The sequence below is a fragment of the Pseudoxanthomonas sp. CCNWLW251 genome (assembly GCF_037402255.1).
Classification (GTDB): Bacteria; Pseudomonadota; Gammaproteobacteria; order Xanthomonadales; family Xanthomonadaceae; genus Pseudoxanthomonas_A.
The window spans coordinates 595,241-612,061 of the sequence record NZ_JBBEGA010000001.1 but is presented as its reverse complement, the minus strand read 5'-3'; the positions used below and the strand labels follow the sequence as shown (position 1 = coordinate 612,061).

General features: G+C 67.1%; 12 protein-coding genes and 1 riboswitch. Of the genes, 4 read left to right on the top strand and 8 right to left on the bottom strand.

The features are described from left to right. Positions 1–23: 23 nt before the first annotated feature. Positions 24–2,117, bottom strand: a complete 2,094-nt coding sequence (locus WBN46_RS02935) for a catalase (protein WP_337730238.1) — start codon at positions 2,115–2,117, stop codon at positions 24–26. 197 nt (positions 2,118–2,314) lie between these two features. Between WBN46_RS02935 and WBN46_RS02930 the strand changes: the two genes are divergently transcribed. Then, the gene (locus WBN46_RS02930) at positions 2,315–2,743 is read left to right on the top strand and encodes a VOC family protein (RefSeq protein ID WP_337730237.1); all 429 of its coding nucleotides are present in this window, start codon (positions 2,315–2,317) and stop codon (positions 2,741–2,743) included. Between the two features lie 56 nt (positions 2,744–2,799). On the opposite strand, the gene WBN46_RS02925 is transcribed toward WBN46_RS02930, so the two are convergent. Beyond that, positions 2,800–3,564: an SDR family oxidoreductase gene (locus WBN46_RS02925; protein ID WP_337730236.1), complete on the bottom strand. Its 765-nt coding sequence runs from the start codon at positions 3,562–3,564 to the stop codon at positions 2,800–2,802. 127 nt (positions 3,565–3,691) lie between these two features. Here WBN46_RS02925 and WBN46_RS02920 point away from each other — a divergent pair, with 127 nt between their 5' ends. Next, complete coding sequence (locus WBN46_RS02920; RefSeq protein WP_337730235.1) at positions 3,692–4,594, top strand: LysR family transcriptional regulator; 903 nt, start codon at positions 3,692–3,694, stop codon at positions 4,592–4,594. Between the two features lie 27 nt (positions 4,595–4,621). On the opposite strand, the gene WBN46_RS02915 is transcribed toward WBN46_RS02920, so the two are convergent. The 3 genes from WBN46_RS02915 to gcvP form a co-directional block, all read right to left on the bottom strand. Then, a complete protein-coding gene (locus WBN46_RS02915) occupies positions 4,622–5,866 on the bottom strand; it encodes a cation:proton antiporter (RefSeq protein WP_337730234.1) in 1,245 nt (414 codons plus the stop codon). Positions 5,867–5,929: 63 nt separating this feature from the next. Then, positions 5,930–7,114 (bottom strand): FAD-binding domain, encoded by a 1,185-nt coding sequence (locus tag WBN46_RS02910; protein ID WP_337730233.1) that lies wholly within the window; start codon positions 7,112–7,114, stop codon positions 5,930–5,932. Between the two features lie 122 nt (positions 7,115–7,236). Next, the gene (gcvP, locus tag WBN46_RS02905) at positions 7,237–10,140 is read right to left on the bottom strand and encodes an aminomethyl-transferring glycine dehydrogenase (protein WP_337730232.1); all 2,904 of its coding nucleotides are present in this window, start codon (positions 10,138–10,140) and stop codon (positions 7,237–7,239) included. Positions 10,141–10,182: 42 nt separating this feature from the next. After that, positions 10,183–10,302: riboswitch (glycine riboswitch) on the bottom strand. A 202-nt stretch (positions 10,303–10,504) separates the two neighbouring features. On the opposite strand from gcvP, the gene WBN46_RS02900 reads away from it, so the two are divergent. Then, the gene (locus WBN46_RS02900; RefSeq protein WP_337730231.1) at positions 10,505–11,758 is read left to right on the top strand and encodes a multidrug effflux MFS transporter; all 1,254 of its coding nucleotides are present in this window, start codon (positions 10,505–10,507) and stop codon (positions 11,756–11,758) included. 18 nt (positions 11,759–11,776) lie between these two features. Then, entirely contained in the window at positions 11,777–12,187 is a 411-nt protein-coding gene (locus tag WBN46_RS02895) for a hypothetical protein (RefSeq protein ID WP_337730230.1), read from the top strand. A gap of 158 nt (positions 12,188–12,345) precedes the next feature. Here the strand turns inward: WBN46_RS02895 and WBN46_RS02890 are convergent, their stop codons facing one another. The 3 genes from WBN46_RS02890 to WBN46_RS02880 all read right to left on the bottom strand — a co-directional run bounded on the left by WBN46_RS02890 (position 12,346) and on the right by WBN46_RS02880 (position 16,621). Then, entirely contained in the window at positions 12,346–12,876 is a 531-nt protein-coding gene (locus WBN46_RS02890; protein ID WP_337730229.1) for a metal-dependent hydrolase, read from the bottom strand. A 130-nt stretch (positions 12,877–13,006) separates the two neighbouring features. Next, positions 13,007–14,563: a serine protease gene (locus tag WBN46_RS02885; RefSeq protein ID WP_337730228.1), complete on the bottom strand. Its 1,557-nt coding sequence runs from the start codon at positions 14,561–14,563 to the stop codon at positions 13,007–13,009. Positions 14,564–14,635: 72 nt separating this feature from the next. Further along, positions 14,636–16,621 (bottom strand): M2 family metallopeptidase, encoded by a 1,986-nt coding sequence (locus tag WBN46_RS02880; RefSeq protein ID WP_337730227.1) that lies wholly within the window; start codon positions 16,619–16,621, stop codon positions 14,636–14,638. Between the last annotated feature and the right edge of the window lie 200 nt (positions 16,622–16,821).

Here is a 16,821-nt window from a genome sequence, read left to right as displayed (position 1 = left end):
CCAAGGGCTGGGATGGGCATGGATCAGGGCAGGGTACGGACCTTGGGTTCGCGTGCGTACTGGCGGGTGCGCGCGGCCTTGATGAAGGCGGCAGTGTCGCCGGCGTTGACCACGCCGGCATCCTTGCCGATGCCGGCGGCCTTGATGACCGCGGCGGCGCCCTCGTCATGCGCGATGGCCTTCAGGTGGCCGAACGCATCGCGTACCCAGTCCACGGCGGCGGCTTCGGCGGCGAGCGCCTTGCCTGCCGTCTCCGACAGCACCAGCGCCACGGCGTCGAACACCATCGAGGGCGTGCCGGCCAGCTGACCGTCAGCAGGCTGGCGCTTGCCGTTGCCCAGCTTCGCACCGCCGATCTTCGGCGCAACGATCTTCACCTGCGCACCATCGGCTTCTGCTGCCTTGCGCAAGGCGGCGATCGCGGCGGCGTCCGATCCTTCATCGATCAGGATGCCGACGCAGCGGCCCTGCAGCGTCGGCTTCATCTTGCCGATGATCTGCAATGCAGGTGAAGGCGGCATGTCCTGCGGTGAGACGGTGGTGGCCGGTGCCGGCGGCAGTGCATCCAGGCCCAGGCCATCGGCGACGCGCTTGGCCAGGCCTGCATCGACGTGGCGCAGGTGGCCGACGATCGCTTCGCGTACGTGCGGTGTTTCCACTTTCGACAACTCGAACACCAGCGCGGCCGCCATGTGCGCCTGCTCCGGCGCCGTCTGGCTGCGGAAGAACAGTCGCGCCTGGCTGTAGTGGTCGGCAAAACTCTCCGGCCGCACGCGCCCTTTGCGGCCCTCCGCCACGGTCGCATGGCTGCGGAAGCCGGCCGGTGTTTCGCGCGGCGTATCGGGCTGCAGGCTGCTGGGCTCGTAGTTCACACGGCCCTTCGGCACCTGCATCTGCATGTGGCCGTCGCGTTGCAGGTTGGCGAACGGACACTTCGGCGCGTTGACCGGGATCTGGTGGAAGTTGGGGCCGCCCAGTCGCGAGAGCTGCGTATCCAGGTAGGAGAACAACCGGCCCTGCAGCAGCGGATCGTTGCTGAAATCGATGCCGGGCACGATGTTGGCGGGGCAGTAGGCGACCTGTTCGGTTTCGGCGAAGAAGTTGTCCGGCCAGCGGTCCAGCACCATGCGGCCGATCACCGTCAACGGCACGAGCTCTTCCGGAATCAGCTTGGTGGGATCCAAATGATCGAAGGGGAACGCATCGGCCTGTTCCTCGGTGAACAGCTGCACGGCCAGTTCCCATTCCGGGAAGTCGCCCTTCTGGATGGCTTCGAACAGGTCGCGGCGATGGAAGTCGTTGTCCGCCGCCTGCAGCTTCACTGCTTCGTCCCACACTGTCGACTGGATGCCGAGCTTCGGTCGCCAGTGGAACTTGACGAAAGTGCTGTTGCCCTTGGCATCGAGCAGGCGGAAGCTGTGCACGCCGAAGCCTTCGATCATGCGCAGCGAGCGCGGGATGGTGCGGTCGCTCATCGCCCACATGATCATGTGGAACGCTTCCGGCGTCAGCGAGATGAAATCCCAGAACGTATCGTGCGCGCTGCCGGCCTGCGGATAGGCGCGGTCCGGTTCCATCTTCACCGAATGCACCAGGTCCGGGAACTTCATCGCGTCCTGGATGAAGAACACCGGGATGTTGTTGCCCACCAGGTCCCAGTTGCCCTCCTGCGTGTAGAACTTCACCGCGAAGCCGCGCACGTCGCGCGGCGTGTCCACCGAGCCCGCGCCGCCGGCTACCGTGGAGAAGCGGCAGAACACCGGCGTACGCACCCCGGTCTCGTTCAGCACGCGCGCGGTGGTGTACTTCTTCAGCGATTTGGTCAGCTCGAAGTAGCCGTGCGCGCCGGAGCCGCGCGCATGCACGATGCGCTCGGGAATGCGCTCGTGGTCGAAGTGGGTGATCTTCTCGCGCAGGATGAAGTCTTCCAGCAGCGTCGGTCCGCGATCGTGCGCGCGCAGCGAGTTCTGGTTGTCGCTGACCGGGATGCCCTGGTTGGTGGTCAGCGGCGGGTGCTTGCCACCTGCGTTGAAGTGGAGCTCGCCGCCGTTGCCGGGTGTCGGCGTGTCGGCCTTGCCGGTGTTCGATGAGGGGGAGGGGGATTTGCGTGCGGCCATCTGGGGTCTCCTGGACGACGGACCAGCCATCGCGGTGCGCGAGGGTCTGCATCCGCCGATCATCTGCGTCCGCGTGTGGAGAGCGCGTTACGGCGTCATGGCTGTACGCATTGACGCTGTGCTGACGAATGGTCGCGGACACTCGCTGTCCGCATGCCGTGCCATCACTGTCGGCTCTTCAACCGGAGGATTGCGCTTTGGAAACCAACGAACTGCATCGCGGTCGCCTGATCGACCATATCCAGCTGGTCGTGCGCGACCTGGACGCCAGCCGCACGTTCTATGCCGCCGTGTTCGAGGTGCTTGGCGTGCCGATGGGCGGCGAGGATGAGGGATATTTCTGGGCGGACGAACTGTTCGTCTCCACCGCCGACAGCGAAGCGGCGCATGGCGAACTCACCGGCCGCCATCATCTGGCGTTCCAGGCGCAGGACCGCGCGATGGTGGATGCCTTCCACACGGCGGCGCTGGCGAACGGCGGCACCGATCACGGCGCGCCCGGCGAGCGCCCGTACCACCCGGGCTACTACGCGGCATTCGTGCTCGACCCGGATGGCAACAACATCGAAGCGGTCTACCACGGCGAGGCGAAGCGCAGTGCGCCTTCGGTCAAGGTGGAGTTTTGAAACATCCTTCTCCCCGCTGACGCAGGGAGAGGGGAACGGCGCTTGCACGCGTGTGGTTACAGGAACATCCCGCCCGACGCCTCGATGCGCTGCGCATTGATCCAGCGATTGGCCGGCGAGAGCAGCGAGGCGACCACGCCGCCGATATCGTCCGGTACCCCGACCCGGCCCAGCGCGGTCTGCGAGGCGACGAACGCGTTGAGCTGCGCGTTGTCGCGCACGGCACCACCGCCGAAGTCGGTCTCGATCGCGCCAGGCGCGACGATGTTCACCGCGATGCCGCGCGCGCCCAGCTCCTTTGCCTGGTAGCGCGTCAGCACTTCCATCGCGCCCTTCATCGCCGCATACGCCGCGTAGCCGGGCAGGGCGAAGCGGGCCAGGCCCGAGGAAATGTTGATGATGCGACCACCATCCGCGATCCGGGGCAGCAGCGCCTGGGTGAGGAAGAACGGTCCCTTGAAGTGCACGTCGACCAGCGCATCGAACTGCGCGCGCGTGGTCTCGGCGAAGCCGGCATGCACGCCCATGCCGGCGTTGTTGACCAGATGGTCGAAGCGATCGCGGCCCCACGAGGTGAGCTGGGCACGCACCGCCTCAACGAAGGCGTCGAACGTGCCGCTCTGGCCCACGTCCAGCGGCAGCGCGGCGGCGCGCTGGCCGAGGGCTTCGATCTCGGCGACGACGGCTGCGGCCTCGGCCTGCTGGCTACGGTAGGTGAGGATGACGTCGTGGCCCTGGCGGGCGATGGCGAGGGCCATGTTGCGGCCCAGGCCGCGGCTGCCGCCGGTGATCAGGGTGAGGGGGGAAGGGGTCTTGGTCATGGCAGGGCTCCAGTCGGGGAAGGCGGTGGATTCACCGTGAGGGCACTGTATTGGGCGGTAATAATTTGATAAATCGGCTTAAGCTGATTTGACCGTTCGCCAATGGCGAACAATCGCTGGAGCCGCCATGCACCGCCTCGACGCCATGCAGGCTTTCGTCCGGGTCGCCGAGATGGCCAGTTTCACCCGCGCCGCGGACAGCCTGGGCTTGCCCAAGGCCAGCGTGTCCACTGCCGTCCAGCAACTGGAAGCGTGGGTGGGCACACAACTGTTGCACCGGACCACGCGGCGTGTGCAGCTGACCCAGGACGGCCGGGCGTTCTACGAGCGCTGCCAGGACCTGCTGGCCGACATGGACGAGGTGCAGCACCTGTTCGTGCGTACACCCCAGGCATTGCGTGGCCGGCTGCGCGTGGACATGCCGGCGCGGTTCGCACGGCATTTCGTGCTGCCGCAGCTGCCGGCCTTCCTGCACGATCACCCGCAACTGGAACTGGAACTGAGCTGTACCGACCGTCGGGTGGACGTGGTGCGCGAGGGCTTCGACTGCGTGCTGCGCGTGGGTACGCTGGCCGATACCAGTCTGATCGCGCGGCCACTGGGCCAGTTGCGCGTGGTGACCTGCGCCAGCCCGGCGTACCTGCAGCGGCATGGCATGCCGCAGTCACCGGAGGACCTGCATGCGCATCGCATGATCCACTACGCCAGCACCTTCGGTGGCAGGCCGGATGGGTGGGAGTACTGGGACGGGGTGCAGTTCACCAGCGTGCCGGTGCAGGGTGCGCTGACGGTCAACAGTTCCGATGCCTACGAAGCCGCCTGCATCGCCGGCCTGGGGCTGATCCAGGCGCCGGCCGCAGGGTTGCGGGCATTGATCGACCAGGGCCTGCTGGTGGAAGTGCTGCCGCAGTACCGTGCCGAAGCGATGCCGGTGTCCCTGCTGTATGCGCATCGTCGCCACCTGCCGCAGCGCGTGCAGGCATTCATGGCATGGCTGGCGGAGACGGTACGGCCCTACCTAGACGCCTGATCCACGGCGTGGCGTGCGCGGCGCACCTCATGCGGTCTGCCGTCCGCCGGTGTCGGCTTGCGCGTGGCGACGCACGAGGAGGCGGAAGAACGGGCCGGTCAGCAGGGTCGACAGCACGGCCAGGGTGACCAGTGCGGCGAAGGCGTGTTCGGACAGCAGGCCGTGGTCACGCAGGATGGTGGCCGCGACGATTTCCATCAGCCCCTTGCATTGCAGCAGCGCACCCACGGCCAGCGCTTCACGGCGCGACAGCGAGGGGGCCGGCGGACACAGCAGCACCGCGACCAGCTTGGCGACGACCGCCAGCACGAGCAGCACCAGCGACGCCTGCAGCGAGGCCCAGCCCAGCACGCTGCCATCGATCTTCAGGCCGCTGTGGCCGAAGAACAGCGGCGCCAGCCCGATCAGGGCGAACTGGCCCAGGCGTTCCACCGGCAGTCGCCGGGACCATGCCGGCGGCACCATCGCGCCACCGAAATAGGCGCCGAGCAATGCATGCAGACCCAGCTCCGAACTCGCCCAGGCGCCGGCCACGAGGAACACCGGCAATGACAGCCACACCAGCCACAGGGGCAGCTGTCCGTGCATGCGCTGCGCCAGCGTGCCGGCGGCGGCCAGCATGACGAGCGTGCCTGCCGCGAGCAGGTGCAGGGCGGAGGCGCCGGCCAGAAGCGAACCGCCTTCGGCCGCCAACAACAGCAGTGCCAGGCCGATCCACAGTACGGCGTCGTCGATCACGGCGATGCGCAGCGCGAGCTGGGTCAGCGGCCGGTGCAGCGGGCCGAGTTCGCGCACGATACCGATCAGTACCGGCAGCGCGCTGACTGCGATGCACAGGCCGATCGCAAGTGCCCCCATCCAGGCGCCGCCTTCAGGCGCCTCCCAGCCCGGCAAACCGGTGAAGTAGGCATGCGCCGCAAGCGTGCCGAGCGCGAACGGCAGCAGCAGCGCCATGCCCGCGCTGGCGACGAAGCGCAGCGCTTGCGTGCGCGGCAGCGGCTTGGCATCGGCGGTGGTGGGCAGGTGAGCGGACTGGCGCGTTTCCAGGCCGGCGGTGAACGCAAGCAGCAGTACGCCGATGAAGCCGATCTGGTCGCCGGGCTTCGACGGTATGCCCCAGCTGGCAGGCAGCACGCCGGTGGCGGCCAGCAGCAAGCCGATGATGATGGGGATGACGGCGATGGGAATGGAACGCCCCAGCACGCGCCACGCCGTCCAGGCCAGGCCGATGAAGATCAGGGCATCGAGGGCGAGTGCAGTCAGGTCGGTCATGGTGGCGATGTTACCCGCGCGCCGCACGCGGTATCGCGTGGCGTTGGATACCCATGCCGGGTTTCATATCCCGTAGTCAGGCAAGACCAGTTCGTCGTGGAAGTAGCGCCCCATCAGGAGCCTGGGGAAGACGGGGAGCCGCATCAGGAGCGTGGTGTAGTCACGCAGGCGCACGCCCAGCGCCGTTCTGGGCACGAACGAGGCTGCCAGGCTTTCCGCATGTTTCTGCTTGCGGGCGATGACAGCGTGCAGTCGTGATTGGTAGCGGGCGAGCGCGGCAGCGGTGTCGTTGCCGTGCCGGTGCAGCTCGCCCGCGAGCACGTAGGCTTCCGCCAGCGCGAAGCCGGCGCCTTCTCCCGCGATGAGGGAAGGGCACGCGGCAGCGTCGCCGATCAATGCCACGTTGCCCTGGACCCAGCGGTCCATGCGGATCTGGCTGATGCTGTCGAAGTAGATGTCGTCCGTCTGTGCGATGGCTGAGACGATGGCATCGGATTCCCACCCGATGCCGTCGAGGGCGCGGGTCAATGCGGCCTTCCGCCCGGCATGATCGCGGGGCGTCCCGCCCGCGAGGTACTCGTCGCGCAGCAGGACGAAGAAGAGCATCCGATCGTCGCGCATCGGAAAGCGGGCCACGTAGCGGCCGGGCGCGGTATACGCCACATAGGCATTCCCGTTGCGTGGCCGGTAGCCGGCTGCCTCGAACGAGGCGACGTGGCATCCCATCGGGTATTCGAACCGGGTATCGGGGCCGAACACGTGGTGACGGACGCGCGAATGCAGGCCGTCGGCGCCGATCACGAGATCCGCCTCCTGCAGTGGCGCATGGTCGAAGCCGACGCGTACCCGTGTCCCGTCATCGTCGATGGTGGTGACGCTGTCGCCGAACCGGGTGTCCACCTGGCCGTCCAAGGCGCCGTAGATGGCTGCGGCGATGTCGGACCTCGCCAGCGTGGCCATGCGCCCCTTGGCGAGCTTCAACAGCACGCTGGACGGGTAGCCGCCACGGGTACGCCCGGCACGGTCCACCATGCGCAACTCGTCGGAATGGTGCTGCAGTTCCAGCAGCCTTGGCAGCAAGCCCATCTTTTCCAGTGCGTCGTAGCCGATGCCCCACAGGTTGACCACGAACCCGCCGGTGCGCAGGTCGGGCGCGCGTTCCACCAGCGTCACGTCGTGGCCGAGCCTGCCCAGCCAATACGCGAGCGCGGTACCCGCGATGCCCGCTCCGTTGATGACTACCTTCATCGACGCGTCTCCCCGTGAGTCGAATGCAAGCGTGCCCAGTATCGCGCGTGCACGCACGTTATAGCGACGGTACGAAAAAGCCCCGCATCGGCGGGGCTTCTTCGTCATCCGTGGTACCGCACTCAGGCGTCCACTTCGTCCTTGTACGCATCCACCGGGATGCAGGCGCACATGACGTTCTTGTCGCCGTAGACGTTGTCCACGCGGGCGACCGGCGGCCAGTACTTCTGCAGCTTCAGGGTGGCCAGCGGGAACGCGGCCAGTTCGCGCGGGTAGGCGTGGGTCCACTCGCTGGCCATCACCATCGTGGCGGTGTGCGGCGCATTCTTCAGCGGATTGTCCTCGCGGTCCAGGCGGCCGTCCTCGACCGCGCGGATCTCTTCGCGGATCTCGATCATCGCGTCGATGAAGCGGTCCAGTTCGTGCTGGGATTCGCTTTCGGTCGGCTCGACCATCAGCGTGCCCGCGACCGGGAAGCTCAGCGTGGGCGCGTGGAAGCCGAAGTCGATCAGGCGCTTGGCCACGTCCTCGGCGCTGATGCCGGTGCGGTCCTTGATCGGGCGCAGGTCGAGGATGCACTCGTGCGCCACCAGGCCGTTGCGGCCGGTGTAGAGCGTCTCGAAATGCGGTTCCAGCCGCTTGGCGATGTAGTTGGCGTTGAGCAGCGCCACCTGGGTGGCCTTGCGCAGGCCCTGCGCGCCCATCAGGGTGACGTACATCCAGCTAATCGGCAGGATGCTGGCACTGCCGAAGCTGGCCGCCGACACCATGCCGACATCGCCTTCGCCGCCCAGCTTCTTCGGCAGGTACGGCGCCAGGTGTGCTTTCACCGCGCACGGACCCACGCCGGGGCCGCCGCCGCCATGCGGGATGCAGAAGGTCTTGTGCAGGTTGAGGTGCGAGACGTCCGACCCCCACTTGCCCGGCTTGGCCACGCCGACCAGGGCATTCATGTTGGCGCCGTCGGTGTACACCTGCCCGCCATGCCGGTGCACGATCTCGCAGATCTCCACCACGTCTTCCTCGAACACGCCGTGCGTGGAGGGGTAGGTGATCATGATAGCGGCCAGGCGCTCGCTGTACTTCTCGGCGGCGCGGCGGATGTCTTCCACATCGACGTTGCCGTTGGCATCGCACTTGGTCACCACCACGGTCATGCCGCACATCTGCGCGGACGCCGGATTGGTGCCGTGCGCGGATTCCGGGATCAGGCAGATGTCGCGGTGCGCTTCACCGCGCGAACGATGGTAGGCGCGGATCGCCAGCAGGCCGGCGTACTCGCCCTGCGCGCCGGAGTTGGGCTGCAGGCTGACGGCGTCGTAGCCGGTGCATTCCACCAGCATGGCTTCCAGTTCGTCGATCAGCTGCGTATAGCCGGCCGTCTGGTCCGCGGGCGCGAACGGGTGGATGCCGCCGAACTCCGGCCACGTCACGGGGATCATCTCGGCGGTGGCATTGAGCTTCATGGTGCAGCTGCCCAGCGGGATCATGGTGCGATCCATGGCCAGGTCCTTGTCGGCCAGGGCACGCATGTAGCGCAGCAGTTCGTGTTCGCTGTGGTGCGTGTTGAACACCGGGTGGGTCAGGAAGTCGCTGGTGCGGCGCAGGGCGGCAGGCACCAGCGAAGGTGCGCTGGCGTCCAGGGCGTCGACCGACGGCAGCGTGGCGCTTTCACCGGCGAACACGCCCCACAGCGCTTCCACATCGGCGCGCGTGGTGGTCTCGTCCAGCGAGATGCACAGCGAGCCATTGCCGCGCACACGCAGGTTGATGCGGGCGGCATGGGCGCGGGCGAGGATGGCGTCGCGTGCGTCGCCGGGTTCGATGCACAGCGTGTCGAAGGCGCTGGCATGCACGGCCGGGTAGCCCAGCGTGCGCAGGCCTTCGGCGAGGATGGCGGTCAGGCGGGCCACGCGGTCGGCGATGCGCTTGAGACCCTCCGGGCCGTGGTAGACGGCGTACATGCTGGCCATGACGGCGAGCAACACCTGCGCGGTACAGATGTTGGACGTGGCCTTCTCGCGGCGGATGTGCTGCTCGCGCGTCTGCAGGGTGAGGCGGTAGGCCGGCTTGCCCTCGGCATCGACCGACACGCCGATCAGGCGACCCGGCATGCTGCGCTTGTAGGCATCGCGGCAGGCCATGAACGCGGCGTGCGGGCCGCCGAAGCCGAACGGCACGCCGAAGCGCTGCGAGTTGCCGATCACGATGTCCGCACCCATTTCGCCCGGCGGCTTCAGCAATGTCAGCGCGAGCAGGTCGGTGGCGACGACGAACAGCGCGTTGTGCGCGTGGATGGTCTCGGCGTCCTTCGTCCACTCCTCCACCCAGCCGCTGGAGGCGGGGTATTGCACCAGCACGCCGAAGTAGTCACCGCCGGCCAGCTTCTGGTGGAAGGCATCGGTGGAACGCACGACATCGACGGTGATGCCCAGCGGTTCGGCGCGGGTGGCCAGCACTTCCAGCGTCTGCGGGTGGGTGTCGCCGGCGACCAGGAAGGTGTTCGACTTCGACTTGGCCGAGCGCTTGGCCAGCGTCATCGCTTCGGCGGCGGCGGTGCCTTCGTCCAACAGCGAGGCGTTGGCGATCTCCATGCCGGTCAGGTCGGCGACCATGGTCTGGAAGTTGATCAGCGCTTCCATGCGGCCTTGCGAGATCTCCGCCTGGTAGGGGGTGTACGCCGTGTACCAGGCCGGGTTCTCGAGGATGTTGCGCAGGATGACCTTCGGCGTGAGCGTGCCGTAGTAGCCCTGGCCGATGAAGCTGCGGAACACCTGGTTGCGCGTGGCGACGGCACGGATCTTGGCCAGCGCCTCCTCCTCGTTGATCGGCGCGGGCAGGGCCAGCGGCTGTGCGGACTTGATGCTGGCCGGCACGATGGCGTCGGTCATCGCCTCCAGCGAGTCATGGCCGACGATGCGCAGCATGTGTGCGATCTCGGCGTCGTTGGGGCCGATGTGGCGTTCGAGAAACGCGCCGTGGTGCTCGAGCTCGCGCAGGGAGGGGGTGTTCGACATGGGAGGCATCCGGGAAGGGCAATAGGACCGGGCACGCGGAAACCGCGTGTGGGATGCCCCTCTGTCCTTTTGCCTGAGAGTTTGGAAGCGCGGCGGACGAGGTCGCGTGCTTCGTGCCCCTTCGGCGCCGGCGCTGCCACGAGGGCGGCCGGTCTCTCCAGAGTGTTTGCAGCAGGGGTGGTATCGGGCCTGAGCGATTACGGGCGTTTGCGCCTTCGGCAGCACGTCGCGGACGACGGGCTTCTCCCACCGGGTCTTGCCGGCCGATTATAGCCCGACGCGGCGGGCCGCTGGCGGTTTCGGCGTACCATGTGCAGCCCCGCGCCGCCTGTTCATGCATGCCGGCCGCGCCCGCCTGGAGTTTTTTCCCGCAATGACGGCTCCCCGCGCCATCTCCAACCGCCGCCTGGCCATCCTGCTGGGTGGGCTGGCGATGTTCGGCCCGTTCTCCATCGACACGATCTTCCCTGCGTTCCCCGCCATGGGCGCGCACCTGGGCGCCGACAAGGTGGCGATGCAGCAGACGATCAGCGTGTACCTGCTGACGTATGCGCTGATGAGCCTGGTGCATGGGCCGCTGTCGGATACGTTCGGCCGCAAGCGGGTGATCCTGGGGGGGCTGATCGTGTTCCTGCTGGCGTCGGTGGGCTGCGCGCTGTCCACCGACATGGCCACGCTGCTGTTCTTCCGTGCCGTGCAGGGCCTGTCGGCGGGCGTGGGCTTCATCGTGGGGCGCGCGGTGATCCGCGATGCGCGCAACGGCGATGACGCGCAGCGGCTGATGAGCCAGGTGTCGATGATCTTCGGCATCGCACCGGCCATCGCACCGATCGTGGGGGGCTGGATCCTGGGCTGGAGCGCGTGGCCGATGATCTTCTGGTTCCTCGCCGGGTTCTCGCTGCTGTTGCTGGTGGCGGTGGTCGGCTGGCTGCCGGAGACGCATCCGCCGGAAGCACGCCTGCAGGTGTCGCCCCGTCGCCTGCTGCGGGATTACGTGGGCATCGTGCGCAACCGGCGTTTCGTGCGACTGGCGCTGGCCGGTTCGCTGAGTTTCGGTGGCCTGTTCCTGTACATCGCCTCCGCGCCGGCGTTCGTGATGGACCTGCTGCATCTGAACGAACAACAGTTCGCGTGGCTGTTCCTGCCGACCATCGGCGGCATGGTGCTGGGCGCGTTCCTGTCCGGGCGTGCAGCGGGACGTGTCGACGGCGCGCGCCTGGTGAGGATCGGCTACGCGTGCATGGCGCTGGCGATGGTGGCGAACGTGGCCTACACCGCCTGGGCGGGCGATGACATCCGCGTGCCCTGGGCGGTGCTGCCGATGATGCTGGCGGCACTGGGCGTCGCTCTGGTGTTCCCGATCCTGACCCTGGCCATCCTGGACATGTATCCGCGCCAGCGCGGCGCGGCTTCGTCGCTGCAGGCGTTCAGCAACCTGGTGGTCAACGCGATCATCGCCGGCCTGCTTTCACCGCTGCTGAGCCATCACGGCCTCCACCTGGCACTGGGCATGGCCGGCTTCGTGCTGGCCGGCTGGCTGATGTGGCAATGGGAAGCGAATGCCAGCCGGCGCCTGCCCGCGTGCCCGCGCGAGCCCGCGGCGCTCGAACCCACCGATCAACTCTGACTTCCTGCGAGACCGTCCATGTCCATCCAGTCCAAGGCGCGCCGCGAGGCGAAGAAGCGCAAGGCGACCAAGGCGCACAACCAGGCGCGAGCGAATGCGCCCGCCATCGAGCCGCATGCCGAGTTGCGCAATCCCGAGGGCGAACTGCTGGCTGGCGTCGTGCGCCAGGCCGGCGTCTGGGTGCTGGGCATGGACGGCCGCATCGCGGGCACCTCCGACAGCGCCGCCGAAGTGCTGGCGATGATCAAGCAGGCGGCGGTGCTGCACGAAGCACAGGGCAACGCGGTACGCCTGGTGTATTCCGACGAACTGCGCGACACCGCCGTGATCGAAGCCGCCACGCAGGGGCTGACGCTGGAGCAGTTCGAAGCGCAGCTCGCCGACCAGATGAAGACGGGCAAGCCGGATCCGGCGCCGGACGTGAACTGAGGCGCGTTGTATCCCTGTAGGAGCGACGTCAGTCGCGACCGCGGACTGGGACTGGCCATCGACCAGTCACGAAGTGGCCGTGGTTCCGCTGCCGCACTGTGTGCTCATCTTGGTCGCACTCGACTCCTCCAGCCGTGCGGTCGCGACTGACGTCGCTCCTACAACGTCGCATGCCGTCGGCGCAGCCACACCGCCAGCCCCGCCATGACGCCCACCGGCACCCAGATCCATCGCAGTTCCGACGCCAGCACCTCCGCGCCACGCGCGCTGAAGAAACGGTTCGCGAAGGGCGACACTTCGATCACGCGCCAGGGCGCGAAGTGACGTGCGTCGGACCACGGCCAGAACAGCGCGACACCCAGGCCACCATCAGTCAGCATGTCCAGCAGTGGATGCGAGGCCACGGACAGGGCTATGAACAGGAATGCGGTGACGGCGCGCACCTTCAACCACCGCGCGAAGCCCGCCGCGAACGCACCGCAGAAAACGGCGAATGCGAGCGAGTGGCTGGCGCCCCGATGGCCGAAATCATGCGCGTACTCGATCCCCAGCTTGAACATCGCCACGTCGGCATCCGGCAGCATCGCGGCGGCCATGCCGGCGGCGACCAGTTTCGGTGGAAGACGTGTCCGCCCCAGGGCAACGCCGGCGGCCAGGGGAATCAGGGCATGGGTAAAGATGGTCGGCATGGCAGTGGCTGCTCTCCGGTCGGTTCGCATCCAGCCTGCGCGCGCGATGTGTGCTGGCGATGAAGCCTGTGAGGGTCCGCAAAGGAAGAGGCCGGCATACGCCGGCCTCTTCGTCGCCTGCTCGCTGCGATCAGCGCTCGCGCAGCGAGTGTCGCGTGGGGGTCATCGTGCGGGGACGTTCGATGGCGGGCCGCGCAGTCGGCCTTGTCATGGTTTCCGTTGGGGTGATGGTGCGTGAGCCCTGGCCCTGCGCGACGGCGCCGGCGGAACGTACCAGCGGCTGCGAGCTGTTCTCGCGGACCGGCTCCGAGGCTATCCACTGTTTGATGTGCGGAAAGACCAGGTCGAGCCGCGAGTAGTGGTCGCGGTTGAGGGCATTTCCGGTGGAACCGGTGTTGGAACACAAGGCATCGCCACCCAGCAGGCCACCCCGCAGGCGCAGGCTGTTGTCGCGGTAGCGCGTGAACAGGCCCGAGCCGCTGCTGCCACCTTCCGTGGTGCCTTCGAGCCAGGCCACGGTATAGAGTTCGGCGTAGGCATCGGTGACATGCTGGCCCCGGGATACTTTCTTGGCGTCGCCCTGGGGATGATGGATGGCGATGACGTCCGCGCTGGTGGCCAGGGTGCTGGCATCCCAACCTGCGAACGTGGCATTGGCGGGAGCAGGATTCTTCAGGCGCAGCAACAGCGCATCCAGGTCTTCGTCCGCATACAGCAGGTCCGCGCCGCCGACCACCGGGTTGCGCCTCGCGCCATCCGCGCCGCCACAGGTGGAGTTCTCGTACGCCCAATAGGTGTTGAGCGTGTTGGCTACCGACTGGCTGGAAATGCAATGTGCCGCGGTATAGAAGTAGGGCACCTGCGTCGAGGGGACGGTGTCGTTGAGCAGTGTGCCGGTGCAGACATAGCCCTTGCCGTCGCTCTCGACGAAGGTCATGTGGGCCACGGCGTTTTTCGCCTGCACGAAGGCAGGGCCGTACTCGGCAACCTTGCAGACCACGTCGATGTTGCAGCTGCCCGCATCGCCCAGCGACTTGAGCAGCTTGAAATCGTTGCGGCTGTTGGTCAGCAGGTGCGACAGCTTCGGTGCCTGCAGACGTGCCTGCAATGCCTTGACGTGCGCGGGACGATAGATCTCGATGATCTGGGTGGCGCCGTCGGTGCCTGGTGTCCAGTAGATGCCTTGCGCATCCACCAGTTGCTGGGCCTCGGATGCGTTCACCGTCGCAACCGCTTGTGAAGGCGCGTCGGAGCCACCGAAGCGCAGTTCGACATGCGGATGCAGTCCCTGCAGTTGCAGTCCCACGCGCAGGCCGAGAGCATCCGGCGACGTGACCTGCAGGCGTGCGACAGCGCCGCCGGTCTTCAGGGGAATCCAGCGCAGCACTGGCGTCGTGCGGTCGACGCCTTCATCCGCCAACCCCCGGCCCACGCCTATCTGGGTGGCCTTGATGCGCTGGACCGTGTTGTGTCGTTGCACGTCGAGCAACCGGCTGATGGATAGTTCCCGATAGCGCAGCGGGGTGGCGTTGCGTGACGGGAAGGCGGCGAGCTTCCATTGCGTTGGCGCCAACGTGGGCGTGCGGCTGGTTTCGCTGCCGACCTGCGGGCCGGTCTGTGCGACGGCGCAGTGAGGCGAGGCCAGCAAGACAAGCAGCAGGGTCGACAGGGGGTAGCGCGCTTTCATCAATGACATCCTTGTGGCCATGTGTTCTGAATAAAAAGACGGGCCGTCACCGGCCCGTCCCGTTGCTGCAGCTTACGACTTCGCCGGTGTCCCGGGCGTCGGCGTGGCTGCCGCCGCAGGCATCTGCCAGCCGCAGGTCTGCCCTTCGTTCTGCTGCTTCAGCCAATCCTGCAGCGGGGCGAAGTATTCCAGCACCGCGCCGGCGTCCATCTTCTCGCCGCCGGTGAGTTCCTTCAGGGTGGACTGCCACGGCTGGCTGGCGCCCTTTTCCAGCATCGCCCAGAACTTCTGGCCCGCCGCCTTGTTGCCGTAGAAGCTGCAGTTGTACAGCGGGCCCTTGTAGCCGGCCGCATCGCACAGGCCCTTGTAGAACTGGAACTGCAGCACGTGCGAAAGGAAGTAGCGCGTGTACGGCGTGTTGCCCGGCACATGGTACTTCGCACCCGGGTCGAAGAAATCCTCGCCGCGCGCGGTGGCCGGCGCCACGCCCTGGTACTTGGCCTTCAGTTCCCACCAGGCCTTGTTGTAGTCGGCCGGCTTGATGCTGCCGTCGAACACGCCCCAGCGCCAGCGATCGATCATCAGGCCGAACGGCATGAACGACACCTTCGCCAGCGCCATGCGCATCTGCGCATTGATCAGCGCTTCGTTGCTCTGCTGCGGCGCGTCGACCATGCCGATCGACTTCAGGTAGTCAGGCGTCATCGCCAGCACCATGGTGTCGCCGATCGCTTCGTGGAAGCCGTCGTGCGCGCCGGTCTGGAACAGTGGCGGCAGCTTGTTGTAGGCCAGGTAGTAATAGACGTGGCCGAGCTCGTGGTAGATGGTGGTGAAGTCTTCCTCGTTCGGCTTGATGCACATCTTGGTGCGTACGTCGCCGGCCATGTTCATGTCCCACGCGCTGGCGTGGCAGACCACGTCGCGGTCCATCGGCTTGATGAACTGGGTCTTGGACCAGTAACTCTCCGGCAGCTTCGGCATGCCGAGGCTGGTGTAGAACTCCTGCGCACGTTCGGTCATCTGCTTGGCGACCTGCAGCTGTGCCTCGCGCTCGGCCTGGAACAGCTTGTCGGTACCCGGTCCCGGGCCGGCCTTGCCGAGTGCCGCCTGGTAATCAGCCTGGTACTGCTTTTCCAGCGCGCCGGTGATGTCGAGGCTGCCGGCACCCTTGTAGGGCTCCAGCACGTCCCACAGGTTGCCCCAGTCCTGCTGCCACATGTTGCCCATCAGGTGCGCCGGCAGCAGGCCGTTGACCTGGCCCTTCTCCACGCCGTAAGTGGCCTGCAGCTTGGTGCGGGTGTAGCAGTGCAGCTGTTCGTAGAGCGGCTTGACCTGGCCCCACAGGCGATCGGTTTCGGCGGCGATCTCGGCGGGCGTCATGTCGTAGCCGCTGCGCCACATCTCGCCGGCATCGGCGAAGCCCATTTCCTTGGAACCTTCGTTCACCAGTTCGACGAAGCGCGTGTAGTCGGCGCGCATCGGCTGGGCGATGGTGTGCCAGCCCTGCCATGCGTCCAGCTGGGCGTCGTAGTCGCGGCTGCTGCGCAGCACATCCTCGAGTTCACCCAACTGCCGGCACTTCTTGTCGTCGCCCTCGCCGGTGCAATAGGTGCCGGCACCGTAGGTGCCTTCCATCTTGGTGGCGATCTGGGTCAACTCGGCCAGCTTGGCCGGATCCTTCGGCGCCGGCATCGCGGTGGCCAGCTTCAGCAACTGGATGGCGCGCGCGGTCTCGGGCGACATCTTCTGGCCTTCGAACTTCTTCGCCTGCTCGATCCAGCTGTTGAGCTGGGTCAGGTAGCGCTCGTTGCCCTTGGCGGCGAGCAGCTGGCTGTCGTCGTTGATGTAGGTGCTGGACAGCCATTGCGCGGCGGTCAGCTCCGGGTACATCTTCTTGAACTCGTCGTTGACCCGCGCGATGAACTGGTCGGCGGTCTCGCCCTGCGGCGCGGTGGGCACGCCGGCAGTGTCTGCGGCGGGCTCGTCCTTCTTGCAGGCGGCGAGCGTGGCGACGCAGGCGCCGACGGCGAGTGCGAGCAGGAGGTGGCGTTGCTTCACGGGAAGTCCTTCAGGGTGCGGCGGGCGCAGGAACCGGAAGGGTAGTGAGGGTGGGGGAGGGGGTGCAAGTGCGGCGCCCCCTTACTGCAGGAGCGACGTAAGTCGCGACCGGAACGTTGAACGACCCAGGGCGCGCAAAAGCATGCCGCAGAGCCGTTGTTGGCGCCTTCGCGACAGGCGGGGTGTCCTGGTTGGCGCAG

What these genes read in the sequence shown, in the direction of transcription:
- WBN46_RS02935 (WP_337730238.1), bottom strand. Translation starts at nt 2,117, where the DNA reads ATGGCCGCACGCAAATCCCCCTCCCCCTCATCGAACACCGGCAAGGCC.
- WBN46_RS02925 (WP_337730236.1), bottom strand. Translation starts at nt 3,564, where the DNA reads ATGACCAAGACCCCTTCCCCCCTCACCCTGATCACCGGCGGCAGCCGC.
- WBN46_RS02920 (WP_337730235.1), top strand. Translation starts at nt 3,692, where the DNA reads ATGCACCGCCTCGACGCCATGCAGGCTTTCGTCCGGGTCGCCGAGATG.
- WBN46_RS02915 (WP_337730234.1), bottom strand. Translation starts at nt 5,866, where the DNA reads ATGACCGACCTGACTGCACTCGCCCTCGATGCCCTGATCTTCATCGGC.
- WBN46_RS02910 (WP_337730233.1), bottom strand. Translation starts at nt 7,114, where the DNA reads ATGAAGGTAGTCATCAACGGAGCGGGCATCGCGGGTACCGCGCTCGCG.
- gcvP (WP_337730232.1), bottom strand. Translation starts at nt 10,140, where the DNA reads ATGCCTCCCATGTCGAACACCCCCTCCCTGCGCGAGCTCGAGCACCAC.
- WBN46_RS02900 (WP_337730231.1), top strand. Translation starts at nt 10,505, where the DNA reads ATGACGGCTCCCCGCGCCATCTCCAACCGCCGCCTGGCCATCCTGCTG.
- WBN46_RS02895 (WP_337730230.1), top strand. Translation starts at nt 11,777, where the DNA reads ATGTCCATCCAGTCCAAGGCGCGCCGCGAGGCGAAGAAGCGCAAGGCG.
- WBN46_RS02890 (WP_337730229.1), bottom strand. Translation starts at nt 12,876, where the DNA reads ATGCCGACCATCTTTACCCATGCCCTGATTCCCCTGGCCGCCGGCGTT.
- WBN46_RS02885 (WP_337730228.1), bottom strand. Translation starts at nt 14,563, where the DNA reads ATGAAAGCGCGCTACCCCCTGTCGACCCTGCTGCTTGTCTTGCTGGCC.